The organism is Streptomyces dysideae (assembly GCF_001514305.1).
Lineage (GTDB): Bacteria > Actinomycetota > Actinomycetes > Streptomycetales > Streptomycetaceae > Streptomyces > Streptomyces dysideae.
In genome coordinates, this window is record NZ_KQ949080.1 from 288,336 (window position 1) to 309,610 (window position 21,275).

General features: G+C 66.3%; 13 protein-coding genes and 1 pseudogene. 8 read left to right on the forward strand and 6 right to left on the reverse strand.

What is annotated here, in order from left to right:
• Window positions 1–67 precede the first annotated feature (67 nt).
• The 5 genes from AQJ91_RS13195 to AQJ91_RS13215 form a co-directional block, all read right to left on the reverse strand.
• A complete protein-coding gene (locus AQJ91_RS13195; RefSeq protein ID WP_067020092.1) occupies window positions 68–2,092 on the reverse strand; it encodes an Hsp70 family protein in 2,025 nt (674 codons plus the stop codon).
• Complete coding sequence (locus tag AQJ91_RS55520) at window positions 2,089–2,493, reverse strand: hypothetical protein (protein ID WP_234382188.1); 405 nt, start codon at window positions 2,491–2,493, stop codon at window positions 2,089–2,091. Before AQJ91_RS55520 ends, AQJ91_RS13195 begins: the two co-directional genes overlap by 4 nt.
• A 372-nt stretch (window positions 2,494–2,865) precedes the next feature.
• On the reverse strand, window positions 2,866–4,539 hold the full coding sequence (locus AQJ91_RS13205; protein WP_067020097.1) for a hypothetical protein: 1,674 nt from the start codon (window positions 4,537–4,539) through the stop codon (window positions 2,866–2,868).
• Window positions 4,540–4,945: 406 nt separating this feature from the next.
• Window positions 4,946–5,881: a DUF5655 domain-containing protein gene (locus tag AQJ91_RS13210; protein ID WP_067020100.1), complete on the reverse strand. Its 936-nt coding sequence runs from the start codon at window positions 5,879–5,881 to the stop codon at window positions 4,946–4,948.
• A gap of 166 nt (window positions 5,882–6,047) precedes the next feature.
• The gene (locus AQJ91_RS13215; RefSeq protein ID WP_159054551.1) at window positions 6,048–7,904 is read right to left on the reverse strand and encodes a DEAD/DEAH box helicase family protein; all 1,857 of its coding nucleotides are present in this window, start codon (window positions 7,902–7,904) and stop codon (window positions 6,048–6,050) included.
• A 1,046-nt stretch (window positions 7,905–8,950) separates the two neighbouring features.
• Here AQJ91_RS13215 and AQJ91_RS13220 point away from each other — a divergent pair.
• The 5 genes and pseudogenes from AQJ91_RS13220 to AQJ91_RS57340 all read left to right on the forward strand — a co-directional run bounded on the left by AQJ91_RS13220 (window position 8,951) and on the right by AQJ91_RS57340 (window position 13,625).
• Window positions 8,951–9,229, forward strand: a complete 279-nt coding sequence (locus AQJ91_RS13220) for a helix-turn-helix domain-containing protein (RefSeq protein ID WP_067020103.1) — start codon at window positions 8,951–8,953, stop codon at window positions 9,227–9,229.
• Between the two features lie 127 nt (window positions 9,230–9,356).
• On the forward strand, window positions 9,357–10,619 hold the full coding sequence (locus tag AQJ91_RS13225; protein WP_067020106.1) for a tyrosine-type recombinase/integrase: 1,263 nt from the start codon (window positions 9,357–9,359) through the stop codon (window positions 10,617–10,619).
• A 711-nt stretch (window positions 10,620–11,330) separates the two neighbouring features.
• Window positions 11,331–12,089, forward strand: a complete 759-nt coding sequence (locus tag AQJ91_RS49255) for a helix-hairpin-helix domain-containing protein (protein ID WP_159054552.1) — start codon at window positions 11,331–11,333, stop codon at window positions 12,087–12,089.
• A 344-nt stretch (window positions 12,090–12,433) separates the two neighbouring features.
• A pseudogene (locus AQJ91_RS58215) lies at window positions 12,434–12,547 on the forward strand (AAA family ATPase); the annotation flags it as partial.
• 85 nt (window positions 12,548–12,632) lie between these two features.
• On the forward strand, window positions 12,633–13,625 hold the full coding sequence (locus tag AQJ91_RS57340) for an ATP-dependent DNA helicase (protein WP_267891188.1): 993 nt from the start codon (window positions 12,633–12,635) through the stop codon (window positions 13,623–13,625).
• A gap of 50 nt (window positions 13,626–13,675) precedes the next feature.
• Here AQJ91_RS57340 and AQJ91_RS13235 read toward each other — a convergent pair whose 3' ends face one another.
• Complete coding sequence (locus tag AQJ91_RS13235) at window positions 13,676–15,367, reverse strand: DUF6119 family protein (RefSeq protein ID WP_067020109.1); 1,692 nt, start codon at window positions 15,365–15,367, stop codon at window positions 13,676–13,678.
• A 413-nt stretch (window positions 15,368–15,780) separates the two neighbouring features.
• On the opposite strand from AQJ91_RS13235, the gene AQJ91_RS13240 reads away from it, so the two are divergent.
• The 3 genes from AQJ91_RS13240 to AQJ91_RS49270 all read left to right on the forward strand — a co-directional run bounded on the left by AQJ91_RS13240 (window position 15,781) and on the right by AQJ91_RS49270 (window position 21,275).
• Window positions 15,781–17,784: an N-6 DNA methylase gene (locus tag AQJ91_RS13240; protein WP_324617997.1), complete on the forward strand. Its 2,004-nt coding sequence runs from the start codon at window positions 15,781–15,783 to the stop codon at window positions 17,782–17,784.
• Between the two features lie 90 nt (window positions 17,785–17,874).
• Window positions 17,875–19,980 (forward strand): type I restriction-modification system subunit M, encoded by a 2,106-nt coding sequence (locus AQJ91_RS13245; protein WP_067020115.1) that lies wholly within the window; start codon window positions 17,875–17,877, stop codon window positions 19,978–19,980.
• Window positions 19,981–20,060: 80 nt separating this feature from the next.
• On the forward strand, window positions 20,061–21,275 hold the full coding sequence (locus AQJ91_RS49270) for a restriction endonuclease subunit S (RefSeq protein ID WP_159054553.1): 1,215 nt from the start codon (window positions 20,061–20,063) through the stop codon (window positions 21,273–21,275).

Below are 21,275 nucleotides of genomic sequence, written 5' to 3' on the forward strand. Positions count from 1 at the left end.
CCGAGCTGCACTGCTGTTTCGCCAAGATCATCCCGTGGCGGCGCCCACGAGGCACATCTCTCTTGCGTCAGCGGCGTACCGCTCCAGGGGCTGGGTTGGGCGTGCGCGCGGTGAACACCCAGATGCCGTGCGATTGCGTTGCCCCCATTACCCGCCCCTTGGTCAGTAGCCACGGATTGTCCTTCTGGAACGGTGCGAAGTTGTCGTTGGAGACGATGACTCCACCCACTTCCTCGGCGATGCTGATGACGAGTGCGTCTCCTCGTCCTTCTGTGCCGGCCGGAGGCTGTACGACGTGGCCGTCCGCGATGGCCTGTTCCACGAGGGGGCGTTCCTCCGCGCTGACTTGGTGTCTCAGGGAGGCATCCACGACGACGTGGATATCGCGCTGTGGATGCTTGAAGCGCAGTGCGGTAACGGCAGCCTGGAGTGCCGCGAAGCTCGGCTGTCCGCCCTTGTGCCGTGGTGGCCTTCCGTTCCATGCCAGGTTGGATCCGTCCACGACGAGCGGTTCGGTGGGCCCGGCCGACCGAGCGGGGCGGGAGGACGGCTGCTGAGGGTGTGTCGGTTTCGGCGTAGGGCGTGTTGCAGGGGCGAGGGCGAGGAGCCGCTCAAGTTCCTTCCTGACCTCCGGCTCCACGGCTCCGTCACCGAACACCTTGACCTCGCCGTTGAGGACGGGCTCGCCGGTTCGCTGCAAGGTTGCCTTGACCGACAGCAGTCCTTCCTTGCTGTAGGTGAACTCGAGGTCGAAGACGCCCTCATTCCTGTCCTTGCAGGGTTCGGTGTAGCGCAGTTCGAGTTCGGTCAGTTTGACGTTGTCCGGGTGGTCGACCGGCCGATCGGGGGCTCCTTCCCATACCTCCACTGTCAGTTTGGAAACGTTGTCCCTGTTCGGCTCGTAGGACTTCACGCGCTGCTGTGGGAGCCGGAGATTGCGCGGGATCAGGGTGCTGAACTGCCTCTTACCGTCCGGCTCTGTGGTGACCGTTCCGAGCGCGTGCGTGTTGACGACGCGGATGATGCTGTTCAGTTCGCCCGCCATGGCGGCCGCGCAGATGGCCGCGCCCTCGGCGACGACGGTCATCGGGTCGAACGCGTCGACGGAAACCAGCTCGCGGTCGAGGGCCTCGGCGACGGCGGCACGGACGGCCGGAATCTGGCTGCTGCCTCCGATCATCAGGACGGCGGACAGGTCGTCCGGTTCGATGCGCGCCTGCGCCAGGCACTCTTCCACGGGTTCCAGTGCGCGAGTGATCAGGTCCTGGATCTCGTAGGAGAATTCGTGCTGGCCGATCTCGACCGGTACGCCGTCCGGAGTGATCACGTTGACGGACTCCTGCTGGGAGAGCAGGATCTTGCCGCGCTCGATGTCGAGCCGGAACTGACGTTTCTCCGAATCGGTCCAGGGCCGCTGGGCGGGTGCCCGGTCCAGGACCATGCGCCGCAGTCGTTCGTCGATCTCCAGGCCGCCGAGCCGGTTGACGCCGCGGCTGGCCTTCTCGTCGAAGAAGCCGTCGTCGTGGAGGAGGAGGGTGGCGTCCATGGTGCCGCCGCCCCAGTCGAAGACCAGGAACTCACCCTCTTTTTCCAAGTAATGAGCGTAGGCGATGGCCGCTGAGGTGGGCTCGTTGAGCAGGGTACGCATGGTGATTCCGGCGGCACGCGCCGCTTCCCGTGTGCGGAACCGGGCTGCGCCGGTAGCGTTGGCGGGTACGGTGATGACGGCTTCGTCGATGTCCGTGGCCGCTTCGTCCTGTGCGGCGAGAGCCATCGACCGGAAGACAGCCGCCGCTGCCGTGGTGGCGGCGAAGCGTTCGCCTCCGATGGTGACGAGGGGTTCCTCGCGCAGCATGCGCTTGCACGCCTCGACGGCGCGCTCGGAGCGGAGCTTGGCCTCCCAGCCGAACAACGTGCCGGCGCGCAGGGAGCTGGTTCCCACCACCGATGGGTACAGGCGCTCGAAGCCCGGCCGTCTCCAGTTGGCGTCCAGGCCCTGGCTGCCGATCTCGAGGACCTCGGCGAACTCGCCGCCATTCCACTGTGCGGCGACCGAGTTCGTGGTTCCGAAGTCGATCCCGGTGGCCGTCATACTTCTTCTCCCGTGTGGTTCTGTGCGGCATCGGCGACGATCCGGCGGAGCTGCCCGGCCAGGATGACCTTGCCCGTGAGGTCGTCGACGTAGGCGGGGCTGAGCAGTTCGAACGCCTCGCCGACGCCTTCGGTGACGACGAACGCATCGGCGTTCGCGGGCGTTTCGAGGCGGCGGATGCCAAGTGCGCTCAGATGGTCCGCCATGGCGGTGTGTACGGCTGGCCCACCGCGGTCCTTCTGTGTCCACAGCAAGGCATCGATCTCGGCGAGTCGGCCGGCGAAAGCGGCGCGAGTCCGGAACTCCTCCAGCACCGCCTTCCGCACGGCGGCGGTGAACTGGGCGGGCGAAGCCGGGCTGTCATCGCGGGGCTCACCGAGTGAGGCGGGGAGGCGCTCCACGATTCCCTTGATCAGGGTTGGGGCATCCACTGGCTCTCGCGCAAGTGCCGACGTGGCATCGGCTGTTGCTGAGCGTTCCTCGCCGTCCGCAGCACGAGCGGCGGCTGCGCGTGCTGCCCCTTGACGTGTACGCAGGCCGGTGGGCCTGTGTGTCTTGGCGCGCTTCTGCGCCCCGGGCTGGACACCACCGCATGCCGGGCAGATTCGGCCGGGACGATCTGCTTTCGCCACCTTTTTCCTGGCGTCGGCTTTCTTCGACGACGCCCTCTTGCCAGGCGACCAACCTTCGGAGCTGGATGATCGCGCGGGCTGCATTCTGGGAGACATGGCAGACGGTTACCTATGGGGAGAAGGAGGGACAGGACAGAGGCGTCAGGCCCGTTGGCCGTGGCGGTCGAGGCGTGGGGGAGTGGTCCGCAGGTCGTCGAGAAGTTCGACGGCGGCGCGCGCCCGGATCTGCTCCAACTGCTCGCCGCTGAGGGAGGGAGTGCGGCGAGCCAGTCCTTTGACGGGCGGCACGAGCGTCGTGGGAACCGTGTCCGGCATCAGATACCGCTCCGGCTCCAGAGGGATGCGGAAGAACACCGAGAAGCCCGCGTCACCGCCCTGCGCCGCGCGGATTCGCTCCTCAGCTTCGTTGATCCAGGCCTGCAGTGCGTGATCGCCCTCTGCCTGGCGGAATAGTTCTCTGCAGTGCTTCTCCCAGCGGAACGAGCCATGGTCCAGGCCGAGTTCGATGAACGGATTAGTGGCCCGGTCGCGCCGGTTCTTCGGCGTGGCCTTCCAGGATCGCACCAGCGCGACGTTGGGGGCGGCCTGCTCTCCGAATCCGACGGCAGTTCGTGCGTGGGTCTCCGCGGTGTCGAGGTTGCCCTCTACCGCGGCGACGTAGGCCCGTATGGTGAGCGCCTCCTGGCGGATTCCCGCGTCGGCCCGCCTGCCGGTCGCGCCCTTCTCGAACCGCTCCGCCTGCTTGGCCGCTTGCTCCAGTCGGCCGGCCTTGAGCAGGTCGTACGCCCGGTTGAGCGCCACCAGCGCGTGAAAGGAGCTGAGCTGTGGATTCACGCTCTGCTGTGGCTGCCAGAGGCTGGCCATCAGCAGCCACAGTCCGCTGTCCACGACGGTTTCACGAGGCCACTCGCCGTTGACAGCGCCGGACCTGATGTCCCGGAGCTGGATCTGCTGAGTGCGGGGTAGGAGAGTGTCCAACTCGTTGATGCGCGTAACATCCCCGTCCGCGACGACGTCATACAACAGGTCCCACACGTCTACGGGCTCCAGCCGTTCGAGACGCGCGCCGTTCAGGAAAGCCTCGCGTCGAAGGTAGTCGGCCCACTCCAACGTGGCCGCTTCCTCGGACGAGATTGTTTCCGGCGCGAGGCGTGCGCGCAGATACAGGGCCTCGTCCTTGTCCCGCCGTTCCCAAGGGGTGTCCTCGGGCAATAGGCCACCGTGGTCGACGAGATCGTCGAGGGCAGGCATCGGTGCCCAGCGCAGGATGTCAGGCAGGTGGCGTGTGGGCACGGGCACGGCGCCTTGCGTAGCTGCAGCAGCGAAGAGAGAGAAGGCGGGGCCACCGGACACGCCCCGCGACCTGCCGCTGACGAGCAGGAGACTTGGTGCGCTGGAACAGATCACCCGGCAGCGCTCCGCGCCGGCGGCCGTCAGCCAGGGAATCTCGGCCTTCCACAGGCTCCGTATCTGCGCGAGAACCTCCTCGGGAGTCACGCTCTCCAGAGCGGCCCGCACAGCTGGCAGCAGCGCCTCGCGATCGGGGGTGCCGGCCGCGGCCGCCCGTAGAACGGCCCGCGGCTCCTCGGCGAGACCGTCGGAGCGGGAGAGTTCGTCGAGGATGCCGTGGACGGCGGTAACGGCGTCGTCGCCGTCCACTCCCAGCCAGCCCCACTTCCGGCGGAGGAAGCCACTGACAGCCGTGAGGCCTCGGGACTCGCGCCGCTCACGGTCGCGCGCCAGACGATCCTTTTCCGCGGCGATTGCGGCGCGCCTGCGCGCCGCGGGGTCCTCAAGCTCGAACTCCTCGTACACCCCGGCAGAGTAACCGTGAGCACTGACAACAGCCACAAGTCCTCCATATTCCTCATCACTCCGGTCCTTTGCGGGGCTCCTGCGTCCGGCCGCCTGCTGCGGAAGAGACGGACTTGTGCGCACCGGGCTGAACGCCTCCTCCTGATGCTCTGTCAGCGGCAGGTGGGTGCGTCTGGGGCCTCGTAGGGTGGCGTTGGCGAAGGATGTGAACGAGGCCGCAGGCGTGGCCGCCGATGCCCGAGTGCTGGTTGAGCTCCTTGTCGGGGTTCTCGATTGGACTGCACCAGTTGAGCGAAGGCGTCGAGTGGAGCTCACCCTGGACGACCTTTGTCCTGGGCAGGACCAGCGGCATGAGCGTGAAGCGAACAGACCGGGGCTGACGGACTGCAGCCGTCTTCCTCTTGCGTCAGGCCGCCTCGAACGCCCGTCGTATCAGCGATCCCGCCTTCTCCAGGTCGGCTGCCGAGGCGATCCGCAGCTCCAGGTCGCCCGTCCCGAGGTGGCCGATGCCGCGCATGTCGCGGGAGAAGCCCTCCTCCAGCTCGACCGTGTCCGGGTCGACTCTGAGGTAGACCAGGATCACCTCGTGCTTCGGGCGGAAGACTACCGAGGCGAGGTTCACCATGCGCCGGTAGGCGATGTAGTGCCGAAGCTGAGCCACCTCGACCTCGCCCCAGGCGGTGAGGGCCTCGTCCAGCTCGGCGTACAGGTCTCGCAGGCAAGCCGGGGGTGCGCCCAGGATCGCCTGGACTGACGGCTGCCCGTCCCCGCCGGCGGCACCAGCTGCAATGTCCCGCTCCCGATGCTGCCGCCGAGCCGGAGCCTGACCCGGTGAGCTGGGCGCGGACTCGATCAGCAACAGGCTCAGCAGCCCGCCATCGAAGATGCGGTAGCGCACCAGATCGATCCGCTCGCGAAGTCGCTGCACCGCGACCCGGTCATGGTGGGAGAAGTTGGCCGCGATACAGACCATCCGCGGGTTTCGCCAGTCGATCGACTCGGCTGCCTTAGCACCCAACTTCACCTTGACCAGGGCCTCGAACTCGTGATGCGCCGACTCCAACCACGACAGGTAGGAGACGGCCTGAGACAGGACCCCGCTGTCGGAACCCTTCTTGTACTCGATCAGCGCCGGCATGTTGTTCTCGTCCAGACCGAGCGTGTCGATCCGGCCCCGGTGCCACGGCCCCGTCGGGTACTCCGACGAGAGGAACCGGATCCCGAGCATCGTTTCCATGTTCTGCTCGATCAGCGTCTGCAAGTGTCGCTCCAGCGCCACCGTCGCTCCTGGGATCTCGGCCGCCTGGCCGTCAGCAATCCGAAACAGCTTCAGATCGTTCACGGCTTCCCCCGTTCACCTCGATGGCCTCGCACAGAACAATCGATTTCGGGCAGCCGCGTATTCCGGACCGCACGTACCGTCTCCTTGCGTCGGTTCTCGGCGAGACTGTCGTGCTCCTCGGGGGCTGGCGGTCTCCGCGCGGGGCGAGCCGGTGTCAGCGGATCGGTTAGGACTCTCCCAGAATCCGCATCAGGTGACTCTTCTGGCGGCGAAGCTGCTCCACTGTCGCCTTCGAGCGGGTGGGCCAGCCTTCACGGATCAGCTGCAGGTTGACATCCTTCTTCGGCATTCCCCGCCTGTAGGCCAACTTGCCCACCAGAGTGTCAATCTCCCCGCGGAGCATGCGCTCCGCGCGGTGACGGGGCGGGGCGGGCGCAGGGGTCGGCTTTGGGTTCTCCACCACGGCTACCGCGCCGACGGGCGCGGACCGCAGACCGCGGGCAGCGTTCACCGCGTAGGTCGAGGGGATGCCGTTCGCTCGCAGCCACGCCGCTGCCTTGGCGACCTCAACGGGTGTCACCTCATCGCCATCGACGATTGCCCTATCGAAGACTGCCTCGGTCGCGTCAAGCGGGATGCGGAGGTCGAGCATCCCTCCCCCAGAATCGCCACTATCGCGCACACGCTCGACACGCTCGGCCTCGATCTCCAATTGGTGACGGAGCTCCTCCTCGATGGCTCGTCCATGCTCCATGATCGACGGAATCGCGGGGATGAAGAGGCGGGCGTTGAACTCCTCGTCTTCACGGATACGCACGAAGCGTCCGACAACCTGGCGGAAGAACAGGGGCGTGCGGATCTTTGTGGCGTATACGCCGACCGCCAGGCGCGGGATGTCAACGCCTTCAGAAACCATCCGCACAGCGACCAACCACTTGCTTCGCGCTTCCCGGAACCGGTCGATGTTGTCCTTCGCCTCGGGGTCGTCTGAGAGCACCACAATCGGCGACTCACCGGTGAGTTGACGGAGGAGGTTCGCGTATGCCCGGGCATGCCACTTTTCATGCGCGACCACCAAGCCGCCCGCATCTGGCACCTCGGTGCGCAGCTCGTCGAGCGCGGTGTTCGCCTGAGCCAGCAGCGCCGGAATCCACTTGTGGGTGGGCTCCAATACGGCGTCGAGCGCTGCTGCTATGTCATCGTCGGCGAGCTCACCACCCAGAGCGGCGGTGCTGACCTTCCCGCAGTCGGTCCACTTGGCCTCGCCGTCGTAGGCGTGAAATTCGATGCGCCGGCATACGCCGTCGGCGACGGCAGTTCCGTACTCGTAGGCGTAGTCGACCTCGACCTTGCCGTCTCGGTCATAGCGCACGAACGGGATCGGGCTCGCGCCATCTTTGCGCCACGGCGTGCCCGTGAGCGCGATCCGGTGGACAGCGTGCTCGAGCGCCTGGGTCAGACCTTCACCCCACGACTTGTTCTCGCCTGCGTGGTGGATCTCGTCAAGGAGCGCGACCGTGGGACGCCTCGTCAGGTACCGCACTTTCTCGGATCCGATTCCCCTCGCGACCTGGGCGTAGGTTACGACGTAACCCTGGTAGCCAGGCTTGCCGTAGTCCTCTGGGTCGGTAACCGGCATGAGGTTCAGTCCGACGTTTCCTGCGGAGTCAGCCCACTGGAGACGCAGCGCGTCGGTGGGGACGACGACGATGATGCGCTCTGCGGTGTGCTCCTGTATGAGGCGCTTTGCCAGCTTCAGCGCGAAGTAGGTCTTTCCCGCTCCGGGGGTAGCCGAGACGAGATAGTCCTTCGTCGCGTTGGCAAAGAACTTGTCGTGTGCTTGGTTCTGCCATTCGCGGGCGCCTTTGACCACGGAGCGGCCTTTCTTGAGGTTGCAGGTGGGGCAGAGGGCCTGCCCGTTGATGATGTCGGTGGGTCCCCCCGCCGAGTACGGGTTGACGTGGTCGCCGTGCCAGCTCGGCTGTAGCTCGGTACCGCAGTGGGAACAGCGGCCGTCAGCTGCGAGGAAGAGCACGGTCCGCTCGGTGGCGTTGAAGCGGCGGCGTGGCGGGCTGGCCGTCACCGAAGACGTCCTACTGAGAAAGGCAACCCTCGGTTGTTGACCGGCGAGTAGGAGGCGATAGGGTGGAACAGATTCAAGGCTTGCTCCTTGAGTCCATTGCCCTCGACGGACCGTATATCCGTGCGAGGGCACAGTTGTCCCTGCCGATCGGCTGAGTGCCGATGAGATAGCGGCTGAGCCTACCCCCTAGTTGCGACACTCAGTAATCAAAGAGCAGGCGCCCAGGGCGCAAGCATGGGGCGTGCGATTCGGTGCGCGCGCCCCAGTTCTCCCGAAAGGGCAGGTCAGTGGCGCCGGTTGTGCCCCTTCGGTGCGGAATGGGTCGTTCCGTGTGACCTATCTGACTCTCCGTGAAGTCCTGCTGCAGTGGAACTGCTCGATGTGACCATGGGGGTTGTGCATCACGGGCGCCCCAGGACGATGAGCACTCGCCTCGGACTATCGGCGAGCGGCCGCCCGAAGGCCCCCTGGGACGTTGAGGGAGGTGTCCGAAGTCTCAACTCGCTGGCATTGGAGACTTGTTGTTCCCCCATCCTGCCGCACTCAACCTGCCCCGCTTAGTTGGGTCAACCTGCTCATCGAAGGAGAAGGGGCAGGGGAGACAGAGTCCCCGTGATGCCTCCGTGCTTGCTGCGGCCCCTGTTGAGGCCGAGGTGCGCGGTGACGTCCATGAGCGCGTCGTTGGTGGGTTTCCAGCCTCAGCAGGACCTTGCCGGGGTACGCGGTCGGGTTGGTCGGTGGTCATTCAGCGAAGGTGAAAGGCCCCGGTGAGGGTGGGTAGGTCGCGGACCTGCGCTCCTCGTGCGTCGGCCGGCATCGGTCGGGAGACGAGTGACCGGAGGCCGACGATGTGTGAGTGGGCAGGGGCGGAAGCAGCAGATGACGGCCGCATACCTTGCTCTATCACCACGGGACAGCTGCACCAAATCGCTGATCCTCCGGATTCTGATCCTGCTCGCCAGCAACTTTCCGTGCGGCTTCGCCGCGCGGTAGGCGGGAAGACGGACCGTCCGCTGCTTTGGCAGCGCTTATCCCGGAGACACGCGATGCGTAAACAGTCCAAGCCTGCCGTTGAGGCTGCCTTCCTTAGCGTTCAGGACACTGCGAAGTACATGGGCATCTCGGTGAACACCCTCTACGTCTGGCGGCACCGCCGGCAAGGGCCGCCCAGCTTCCGGATGGGGCCAGGCGGGAGGGTCATGTACCGCCGGGACCTGCTTGATGCGTGGCTCAACGAACAGCAGCAGGCGGACTCGCGGTCGAACCCGGCTCTCAATCCGCTGAGCAAGGCGCCGCAGCAGCGCGAACGACGCCGGGCTGTTTGACCTGGGAGAACGGTTCCGAGGAGTTCAGCAGCACTCGGAATTTCATGCGCACGGAGATCGTCTGTGTGTCTGATCGCGACGCAGGTCGTGCCGAGAGAACCATGACCAGGCCAAGGAGAAGACGCGCATGGCGGGCTACATCGAGGACCGATGGCTCAAGAAGCGGCCGAACAAGGAGACGGGCAAGCGCGAACGCACTGCGCTCTGGGGCAAGTGCACGCGTTACCGTGTCAAAGGGATACCGGGGGTCCGTGACCGGTCCTTCGATACGGTCGCGGACGCCAAGGCGTGGCTGGCCGAGGCACAGACCGACACGCGTCGAGGAGATTTCGTCGACGCGCGAGACGGCGCGATCAGTCTCCGTGAGTACGTCGAGAAGCACTGGTGGCCGTCCCAGGTCCATCCCGCCCAGACGCTGGAAAGCATGAGGCACCGGATCTGGGGGCAGGTGCTGCCGCAGCTTGGAGATCTGGCGCTCAGGGACATCGGCGTCGCGGAGCTGCGCAAGTGGTCGGCCGACGTGCAGAGGGCGGTGGCGTCGAGTACCGCCTATGTCGCGTGGGTGTACCTCAAGGCGATCATGCAGGCCGCGGTTGAGGACAAGCGGCTCTACCGCAACCCGTGCAAGGGCAACAGCTCGATCAAGCCGCCGAAGAAGCCGGAGCGCAAGGCTCGCGCCTGGGAGCAGGACCGTGTCGACGCGGTGCGGGAGGCGCTGGCCGACCGCTACCAGATCGCGCTCGACCTCGGCGTCGGATGCGGACTTCGACAGGGTGAGACGTTCGGCTTCAGCCCAGGTGATATCCGTGGCGACTTCGTCCACGTGGAGCGGCAGATCCTCATGTACAAGTCACGGCTGTACTTCGGTCCGCCCAAAGGCGGTAAGGAACGCGATGTGCCGCTGCCGAAGACGCTCGCGAAGCGACTCCTCACTCATCAAGAACGCTTCGAACCAATCGACGTCACCCTGCCGTGGCTGGACCCCGAGGAGCCTGACCTCGCGCGCGAGGACCGGCGGAAGGTCACCGTCCCGTTGCTCGTGTACACCGGCCGGCGCGGCGCGATCAACCGCACCACCTGGAACACTAAGGCCTGGAAGCCCGCGCTCGCCGAAGTGGGCGTCATCCCGCCGCTGCCCGAGCGTCAGCCGGGCGAGAAGCCGTCGCGCGTATGGGAGCCGAGCCGCGAGCACGGCTTCCACGTCTTGCGCCACACGTACGCATCCGTGATGCTCGAAGCCGGTGAGTCGATCGTCTCGCTTGCGAAGTGGATGGGGCACTCCGACCCGGCGTTCACGCTCCGGACGTACACGCACTTCATGCCGCAGGCTGGCGCGCGGGGACTGTCCGCCATCGAGGCGTGGTTCACGGACTCGGCCGAAAGTCCCTGAGAAGTCCCAGAGGGCGAAACCAGCCGCCGGAGACCCGTAAACATGCAGGTCAGAGCGTGATCGTTCCCTAAGCGGAACAGAACCCGGCGTACAGCCCGACTCGTCTGCTTTTATGGCTCTGACCTGGGAGTTCACCCGGGGCAGAGCCATTTTTTGCTGGAAGGAGGTTCCCGCTTCTACCTGCGGGTTCCCGGGAGTTCCCGCGTGATTGTGCAACGGTTGTGAAATGGGGGAGCGGCTGGCGGGGCGTGACTTGGCTCGTCAGGCGGGGTGCCGAGCGAGCGGTGGCAGGTTCGAATTCCTGGCGGCGGACCCAGAACATGGGAGCAGGGAAGCAGTCGGTCGGGGGCGGGCAGCTGGTGATCCAGACGGTCGTCCGGTTGAGTCGGTAGGCCTACGGTGCTTGGCCGCAGGTTCGAGTCCCCGGCAGGAGCCACCAAACATGGCTGGTCATGCCCACGGCGCTGACCTGCGCATTTACGCCACCGTGGCGGTTGAGGGGCGGGCGCGGCTGGTGCCGGTCCCACCGGGGACGTGTCTCGCCTGCTGTGCCGGGCGTACGGCCGTAAGCTCCGGTGTTTTCGCTCGTTGGGGGTGAGGAGAATCCTTCAAGCGCGCGACAGGCCGCTGTCCTGAGACGCATGCTGGCCGTGCCGCACCCCGGCGACATCATGTGATCCATAGCCGTACGCACTGCTGGAGATGATGCGCGTGCCCGACCAAGTACCGCTGGACGCCCCGGATGTGATCGAGGGCGTGGTCGATCATCTGCTGCACATCAGTTACGACGAGCGCACAGTACTGCGGCTGGCCACCACCCTCGACGGCGAGGAGAACGTCACCGCGATCGGCAAGGCGCTCTTCGGGGCGCGGCCCGGGGAGAGCCTGCGGGTGCACGGCGGGTGGACCTGCCATCCGCGCCATGGGCGGCAGTTCAGGGCCGAGCGGTGCGAGCGGACGATGCCGGCCGACGAGCGGGCGATCCGCCTCTACCTCGCCTCGGGCATGATCCGTGGGATCGGGGCGATTCTCGCGTCCGCGATCGTGGACGCGTTCGGCGAGCAGACCCTGAAGGTCATCGACGCCGAACCGCAGCGGCTCCTGGAGGTCCACGGGATCGGCCAGGTCCGCCTGGGCCGGATCACGGCGGCCTGGCAGGAGCAGAAGGCCATCGCCGGGATCATGGTGTTCCTGCAGGGGCTTGAGATCACCCCGGCGCTCGCCGTGAAGGTCTACACCGCGTACGCCGACACCGACGACGACCCGATGCGCATCGTCCGCCGCACCCCCTACCAGCTGTGCCGGGACGTACAAGGCGTCGGCTTCCACAATGCCGACAGGATCGCCCTCGCCGTCGGCATCCCCAAGCACAGCGACGCCCGCCTTGAGGCCGCCCTGCTGCACGAACTCGACCAGGCAGGCGCAAGCGGTCACTGCCATCTGCCGGTGCGCGTCCTGATCGCCTGCTGACCGATGACGACCCGGCGACCGCGGAGATCCTCGACGACGCGGTACTGCGCCACGCTCTGGAGGCCTTGCGCGGCCGGGGCGAGGTGGTTACCGAGACGCTGCCGCTGCCCGTGCTGGACGGTACCGGGGCACTGGCCGACACCGAGATCGCCATGCTGCCGGGCAGGCACCGGGACGAGACGCAACTCGCCTTCCACGTACGGCGCCTGCTCACATCCACGCCGGCGCTGGCCGACCTGGCCCCATGGACGGAGCGCGTGTCCGCGCTGACCGGGCAGGAGACCTCCGGGCTGACCGACGAGCAGCACCAGGCGATTATCGCCGCCCTGACCCGCCCACTGTCCATGCTGACCGGCGGCCCCGGCTGCGGCAAGACGCACACCCTGCGCACCCTGGTCGAACTCGCCGACGAGGCCGGTGCGGTCGTCGCCCTGGCCGCCCCGACCGGGAAGGCCGCCAAACGACTGGAAGAGACCTGCGGCCAGGCGGCCATGACCGTGCACCGGTTGATCAGACCGCCCGACGGCGACTCACGCAGGCGTCCTGGAGAGTGCGGATCTCGTGGTCATCGACGAGGCGTCGATGCTCGACCTCGCCCTGGCCCGCAGACTCTTCGCCGCCGTCCGCGACGGCTGCCACCTCCTGCTCGTCGGCGACATCGACCAGCTGCCCAGCGTCGGACCCGGCCGGGTCCTGCGCGACCTCCTCGACGTCGAGGACATCCCGCGCACCCGGCTCACCAAGGTCTTCCGCCAGCACGACGACAGCGCCGCGATCGTCCTCAACGCCCACCGCATCCTGCGCGGCGAACTCCCGCGAGACGACCCCAAGGCTTTCTGGAACCGGCCCGTACCCACCGCCGAGGACATCGCGCAGCGCGTGGTGGACCTGGTCATCCACCGGATGCCGCAGCACTTCGCCATCCGCCCGCAGGACATCCAGGTCCTGTGCCCCGGCAAGAAGAACATCGCCGGCATGACCGACCTCAACCTGCGCTTGCAGCAGGCTCTCAACCCGCCCGCCGAGGACAAGCCCCAGTACTTTCACGGCGGAACTGCCTTCCGCCTCGGCGACCGGGTGCAGCAGGTCCGTAACAGTCCCCGCCGTGGCGAAACCGGGGTCTTCAACGGCAGCAGCGGCACCGTCACCGCCATCGACACCGAGACACACCAGCTGACGGTCACCTTCCAGGACGGCGAGGCGGCCACTTACCCCTTCACCGACCTCGACGAGCTCGTCCATGCCTACGCGCTGACCGTCCATCGTTCCCAGGGCAGCGAATATCCCTACGTCATCGTCCCCATGGTCAGCGCCGCCGGAGTGATGCTGCTCCAGCGCAACCTGCTCTACACCGCCGTCACCCGCGCCCGCAACGGTGTCATGCTCATCGGCCAGAGCGAGGCCGTCGAGCGCGCGGTGGCCAACAATCGCACCCAGCGCCGCAACACCGCCCTCACCCACCGCATCACCCACGCATCACCTGCGGTACCGGCCCCGCGAGACCGGACGCCCACCGGCCAACTCGCCCGGGACTGAAGCCGCGATGTCGTGGGCGGGGCTCGGGCCGGCAGCCCACTGCGCGACTGTTATGCGGCCGCCCGGAACTCCGGCCGGGCGTCGGCTGCCGATGCCTCCTCCGGGATCCCGACGACTTCCACCGTCACGCCCCAGGACTCCAGCGTCTTGGCAGTCTGCGCGAGCGTGACCTGGGAGAAGGGGAAGAGCGTCTCGGGCGTCAGCGTGGTGCCGTGCTTGAGCAGGATGGCGAACACGACGCGCTTGGGCATGAAGTCGTCCGGAAGAACGTGCTTCCCCTTGCTCTCCTCGAAGACCCGCTGGGCGAACTCGGCACGTACCTCGGCCGACTTCTGCAGCAACTGCACAGCGACGAGTCCCTGGCTGAAGAGATGGCTGAGAGGGCCCGACCCGCCGTGCGCGTGCTTGACCATCACCAACGTGCCGTCGGAAGTGAGCAGGTCGCAGACCTCGAACTCGGTAGTGGGCCTGAGCGGGTTCCTGGCGTTCTTGCGGTCCATGCAGACGTAGTCATCGATCTGGTCGGGGACATGGGCGTTGTACGTGCGCTCGGTGTCGCCCGCCCGCCACGGAGGCAGGTTGACCGACGACACGGGGGCGAAGAGCCGCGCCACGCTGCTCCTGACCGCGTCCAGGTAGGTCGCGCCGATTTCGTACCACTCGCCGTCCAGGAGGCAGAAGCGGCGGGAGCCGAGCGAGAGGTTGGCCTCGATCCAGCGCAGGGCGGTGGTTGAGGTGAGCAGGTCCTGCGCCGTGGCCCGGTGGTGACGGTAGAGGCTGACCGTGCCCTGCTTCAGGGCCTCCAAGCGCTGGCCTGCCCGCTGGATGCAAGCCCGGCGCAGCACGTACTCCAGGTCGAACTGGTCGAAGCGCCCTGCTTCGGAACTGTTGATCTTGATGTGGACGGCGTGAGCGGCGGTGCAGTCCTCCCAGTGGTCCATGGGGATCGTGCTGGCGATCCGGCCGTCGGCAGGCTCACCGAGGGCCTGGTCGAGGGCCTGCTCCAAGCGGGTCACGGTGGGGTCGTCCTTCAGGGGCACGATGTGCTCGACGAACTCCAGGGCAGGCTGGGGAGCCACCTCGCGGCACACGCGAGCGATCTCGCGGATATCGGCTACCAGGTCCTCCGCCTCGATCCCGAGAGGGAGACGGAGACCGCAGCCACCGTCCGCGCTGAAGATCTCTCCGCGGCCGGTGCGAGCCCGAGTGAGCGCCCGGCCGTCGAGATAGCCGCCCAGGCGACGCACGATCTGGGAGTGCTCCTGGACGCCGAGGCTGAGTACGGGCACGCCGCCAGGAGCGATCGTGATGTCGGTCCTGGCTACCCCAAGGGCCTGTGCGGCGAGGTCCTGGACCTGCATCGGGTCCACCTGACGGATGGCGAAGGAGAGCCCGAAGCGCTTGTCCTTCAGCCGGTTGGGGATCAGACGAAAGCCCTGGTCGTAGCCGATGGCGTAAACGTGGTCATCGACCGCGAGCAGATGCAGGCAAGACGGCCGTCGCACTGACTCGGAAAATGCCAGACCCGTGGTGCGAGTGACATCCGGGATCCAGGACGCCTCCTCCTTCTCCATGGGCGCGGTGACCACGAGCGAGGGCACGGTCAGCCGTCCTTCGGGGATCCGGATGTCGGCGCCAATGGATGCGAGGTGGTCGTGGTCGAGAGCGTCGAACATAGCGTCGAGGGTCGGTGCGACGTCGGGGAGCCGGTACAGGGTGCGCTTCGTGGTGCTGGTGGTCAACGGTGCCTCCAGGAGGGGTGGGTTCGCGTGCTCTGGGATCGGGGCGGTGCAGGGCGCGGCAGGAGCGACGTGAGGTGATGCACGGGCCGGACAGGCGTGAGCGGGCTGTCCTGGGGCCAGAAACGCCGAGTGAAAGCGACTCTAGAAAAGCATCCAGTGAAAGCACTGTCAAATCTGTTGCCTTGGTTTGGGGTCCGTGTACAGTGGTTTCAGCTCGATAGCACGTCTTCAGCCAACGACGGGAAGCATGGATGCCTGACAAGCCGGAACCGGCTCCGTTCGTCACCGCGGCCGAGATCTCGCGTCTCGCGGGCGTCACGCGCGCCACCGTCAGTAACTGGCGGCGGCGGCACGCGGACTTCCCGGACCCGGCCGGCGGTAGCGACGCCAGCCCGCTGTACGACCTGCAGGCTGTGGAAGGCTGGCTGGCAGCTCGCGGCCAGTTGCCCGTCGGCTCGCCCTTGGATGACGTCAAGGCTCAGCTGCGCAGGCACCCGGACGGCTTCGAGATCGCGCAGCGCATGAGCGCTGTGGTGCTGGCCCTCGTGCGCATCGGAGAAAAGGGGCAGAAGGAGTTGCTTGGCTGTGCGGCCGAGGCTCTCCCCGCATCCATGGGGACAGTGATGAGGGATCACGCTGCCGAAGTGCCAGGAGGGGCGGCACTGACAGGCTTCGAGCGGGGCGATGAGCCCGTACTGCGCGCTGTGGTGCGCGGGGTGCACGAGACCGGAGCCGTCCCCGTCCTCGACGCACTGGCCGAGCTGCCGCGGGACGAAGCAGGAGTGCGTGGCGCCTACGCGACGCCCGCCGCGCTCGTCGAGCTCATGGCCGACCTCGTGGCCGGCGCGGGAGACAGCTACCCCCAGAGCATCCTTGACCCGGCCTGCGGAACCGGTGGCCTCCTCGTCGCCGCGGCAGAGCGCGGCGCGACCGCGCTGTACGGACAGGACGTGATGCCGGCCCAGGCCGGGCAGGCCCTGGCGCGGCTCGGGGTCCTCGTCCCCTCGGCCGCCGCGCACATGAGTGACGGCGACAGCCTGCGCCACGATGCCTTCCCAGAGCTCGAGGCCGAGGCCGCGCTGTGCAACCCCCCGTACGGCGATCGGGACTGGGGCCACGATGAACTCGCCTACGACGCACGCTGGGAGTACGGACTTCCGCCGAAGGGAGAGCCCGAACTGGCCTGGCTTCAGCACTGCCTGAGCCACCTCGCATCAGGCGGATACGCCGTACTGGTCCTGCCACCCGGGACGGCAGAACGTGCCTCCGGGCGCCGCGTCCGAGCGGAGCTGGTACGCAGGGGCGCGGTACGAGCAATCGTGGCCCTCCCCACAGGCATCGCTCCGCCTCTCCACGTCGGCCTGCATTTGTGGGTCGTACAGAAGCCGGTCCACGAGCGGCCGGAGAGCCTCTCAATCCTGTTCCTCGATGCCTCGGCTCCCGGTGCGCTGTCGGACGTACGCGCCACGGGTGGCCGGGGCGAGAAAATGATCGACGAAGAGGGCTTGCGCGAAGCCATCGCGCGTCGGTGGCGAGCCTTCGTCACCTCTTCGGAAACATTCGAAACCGAGCCCGGTATCGCCCGCGCGGTCGGTGTGGTCGACCTTCTCGACGACGTCACGGATCTCACCCCGGCACGGCACACCCGGGCCACGACAGTCGCCGTCAACCCTGCACGCTTCGCTGAGCAAATGCGCAAGGCGAGGACCGAACTGGCGCGAGCCGCTTCGACACTCACCGCGTTGAACGATGAAGGCGCCTGGCCCATGGTCGGAGAGAAGACCCGCGCCTGGCGTACCGCGACCGTGGCCGACCTGGCCCGGGGCGCAGCGCTGAGCGTGCAGCGCGCACCCTCCTCCACGCGCAACCCACAAGCTCACGGCACCACGGACCGCCGCGAACCCGGCGACGGGCGACGCGCACTCACCGCGGCGGACGTCACTGCCGGACAAGCCGCATCGGGACGAGTAGCCGAGGGCCAGGAGGCCAAGGCTATCGAAATCATGCAAGGCGACATTCTCCTGCCGGAGATGCTGCGCCCCTTGGACACGCGCGCCCGCGTCGCCGATGCCCAGGATGCGGGCAACCTGCTTGGCCCCAGCTTGTGGCTGTTCCGTCCCGACCCTGAGCGTCTGGATCCGTGGTTCCTCGCGGGGTTCCTCTCGGCCGACGAGAACGTCCACAGCGTGGCCACGGGCAGCACCATGAGGCGCATCGACGCGCGCCGACTGCGCGTCCCCCTGATCCCGCTGAACGAACAGCGGGAGTACGGCCAAGCCTTCCGCCACCTGCACGCCCTGCGGGCGGCCGCAGCTCTCGCCGCTCGCCTCGCAAGCGAAACGACGCGGGAACTCAAGGTCGGACTCACCGGCGGAGCGCTCGTACCTTCGACTTTCGGCCACACGTCAACTCCCTGACGCGAACTCCCAGACGTCGCACGAGACATACCGCATCATCAGAACTCCACCAACCAGCCTGACCCCGGTGGGAACTGTGGAAGGAAAGCGTTGAACAGCAACAAGCACACGGAGTTGGCGAACCACATCTGGTCCGTCGCCGACCTCCTGCGAGGCGACTACAAGCAGTCCGAATACGGCAAGGTCATCCTGCCGTTCACTGTGCTGCGCCGTCTCGAATGTGTTCTGGAGCCCACCAAGAACAAGGTCGTCGAGCAGGCCGCCGCATTGAAGGACCAGGAGGACATCGACGCCGACCGCTGGCTGCGCCGCGCCTCGGGCCTCACCTTTTACAACAGCAGTACCTACACCCTGAAGAAGATTGCCAGCGACGCGGGCCACACCGACGAGCACCTCATCGAGTACATCGGGGCGTTCTCACCCAACGCCAAGGAGGTCCTGGAGCGGTACGAGTTCGCCCGCCAGATCACCAAGCTCCATGACGCGAAGCTGCTCTACAAGGTGATGGGAAGGTTCGCCGACCTGGACTTGCGTCCCGTCGAGCGCGACGAGAACGGCGAACTCGTCCTCGATGACAAGGGACAGCCCAAGGTGGTGGTCTCCAACCACCAGATGGGGTACGTCTTCGAGGAACTCATCCGCCGCTTCGCCGAGCAGTCCAACGAGACCGCCGGTGAGCACTTCACCCCGCGCGAAGTCATCGAGCTGATGGTCAACCTCCTGATCGCCCCGGACGAGGACGCCCTCACCATCCCCGGCGCGGTGCGCACCGTACTCGACCCGGCCTGCGGCACCGGGGGCATGCTCACCGCCACAGAGGAACACATCCGCGCCTTCAACCAGGACGCCACGGTCAAGGTCTACGGCCAGGAACTCAACCCCGAATCCTGGGCGATCTGCCGCTCCGACTTGATGATCAAGGGCCAGGACCCCGACAACATCAAGTACGGCAACTCCTTCAGCAAAGACGGACACAAGGAGGACAGGGACGACCCCGACAAGGTCACCAAGTTCGACTACCTCCTTGCCAACCCGCCCTTCGGCGTGGAGTGGAAGAAGGTCAAGGACGAGGTAGAGCACGAGTACGAGACCCTTGGCGAGAGCGGCCGCTTCGGCGCCGGCCTGCCGCGCATCAACGACGGCTCCCTGCTCTTCCTCCAGCACATGCTCTCCAAGCGCCAGCCCGCCGAGTGGGTGCCGCCGAAGGGACCGGACGAGCCGGGACGCTGGAAGGGCGGCAGCCGCATCGCCATCGTCTTCAACGGCTCCCCGCTGTTCACCGGTGCCGCCGAGTCCGGCGAGTCCAAGATCCGCCAATGGATCCTGGAGAACGACTGGCTGGAGGGCATCGTCGCCCTGCCCGACCAGCTCTTCTACAACACCGGCATCTCCACGTACTTCTGGATCCTGACCAACCGCAAGGCCCCTGGCCACCAGGGCAAGGTCGTCCTCCTCGACGCACGCGAACACTTCATCAAGATGCGCAAGTCCCTCGGGGACAAGCGCAAGAAGATCGACGACAAGCAGATCGAGGAACTGACCCGCCTGTACGGCGAGGCTCTCGACGTCGCCAGCAACCCCGAACACCCGCTGTACAACAAGGTCAAGGTCTTCAAGAACGAGGACTTCGGCTACCACCGCATCACGGTCGAACGGCCCCTCAAGCTGCGGTTCGAGATCACCGAGGCGGTGCTCGCGTCGCTCGCGGTATCGAAGCCGGTCCAGAAGTTGGAGAAGGCCGAGGCGTTCATCGAGGCCCTGAAGCCGGTGATCGGACAGCGGTGGCTGACAAAGTCGGAAGCATGGGTGGCGATGAAGGACGCCGTGGTCGCGGCGGGGCTGACCTGGCCCACGGGCGCGCCGTTCAACAAGGCGCTAAGGGACGCGGTCGGGGTACGGGACTCGGAGGGTGAGGCCCAGACGCTGAAGGGCGGAGCCCATGAACCCGATCCGGAGCTGCGGGACTACGAGAACGTACCGCTGGAGGAAGACGTCGAGGCGTACCTCAAGCGCGAGGTCCTACCACACGAGCCGGACGCCTGGATCGATCACGACAAAACAAAGGTCGGGTACGAGATCCCGTTCACTCGGCACTTCTATGTGTACGAGCCGCCGAGGCCGCTGGCGGAGATCGACGCAGAATTGAAGGCCCTTGAAGCGCAGATTCAGACGCTGCTAGGTGAGGTGGCGGGATGAGCCGGACGACCACGGTCCGCGGGGCCGCTGAGGTCGCCTTGGGCCGACAGCGTTCACCGCAGCACGACTCTGGACCTCACATGGTCCCGTACCTGCGCGCGGCGAACGTGAAGGATGGTGTGCTCGATCTTAGCGACGTGAAGCAGATGAACTTCACTCCGGCGGAACAGCAGGTTTTTTCCCTCCGCCCTGGTGACGTCCTCGTCACTGAAGGCAGCGGGAGCCTTGGCTCCGTGGGTGCTTCAGCAGTCTGGCGGGGCGAGTTGGAAGGCGTGGTTTGCTTTCAGAACACGCTCCTGCGGTTGCGTCCGAGAGAGGGAATTACTGAGGGGCGATTCCTAGAGTGGTGGGCCCGCTCTGCTTTTGGTAGCGGGGTGTTCGCATCTGTGGCGACAGGAGCGAATATTTATCACATCAGTGCTGAGCGTGTACGGGCGCTGCCGATCGCCCTGCCTAGGGTGGACGAACAGGCGCGGATCGCGGCATTCCTCGACGCTGAGACAGCGCGCATTGATCAGCTGGCCATGTTGCGCAACAAGAGTCTGGAATTGCTGCGCGAGCGCATGCAATCTCGTCTCGACAACGCAGTGCGAGGCGGCGTACGAAGTGGCGGGAAACGCGCCGAGTATTCACCACTTGGACTCATTCCAAGTGAATGGCGACAAGGGCGTCTTCGTAATGTTGACTGTGAGGTTCAAACAGGGCCGTTCGGGAGTCAACTGCATGCCGAGGATTACATCGAAGACGGTTGGCCCGTAATCAATCCAGCCAACATCCGGCAGCAAGGCTTGGTCGCGGACCGGAGTGTCACCATCAGCGATGCCGTGCGTGAACGGCTTTCTCGCCACATTCTGCGCGTGGGAGATGTGGTTTTCGGACGCCGAGGAGAATTGGGGCGTGCGGGTATTGTTGCTGACGCTCAAGAAGGTTGGATCTGCGGTACCGGTTCGCTTCGTGTCCGGTTCGAGGGAGAAGCATTCCATGCCGGATACCTCCGCCGATATCTGGCCATTCCTGCTGTGCGTCACTACTTCCAGCTGCACTCGGTGGGAAGCACAATGGCGAATCTGAACAGTTCGATCCTGCTCAACATGCCACTCTTGCTACCGGACATTTCTGAACAACAACGCATCTCGCGTGACTGCGATGATATCGAGCTGCACAGCCAGAAGCGCGAGCTGCTCATTGCGCGGCAGCTCACTTTGCTCTCTGAGCGCCGCCAGGCTCTGATCACCGCAGCCGTAACCGGCCAGTTCGACGTATCCACCGCAAGCGGACGAGGAATTGAGGACTGA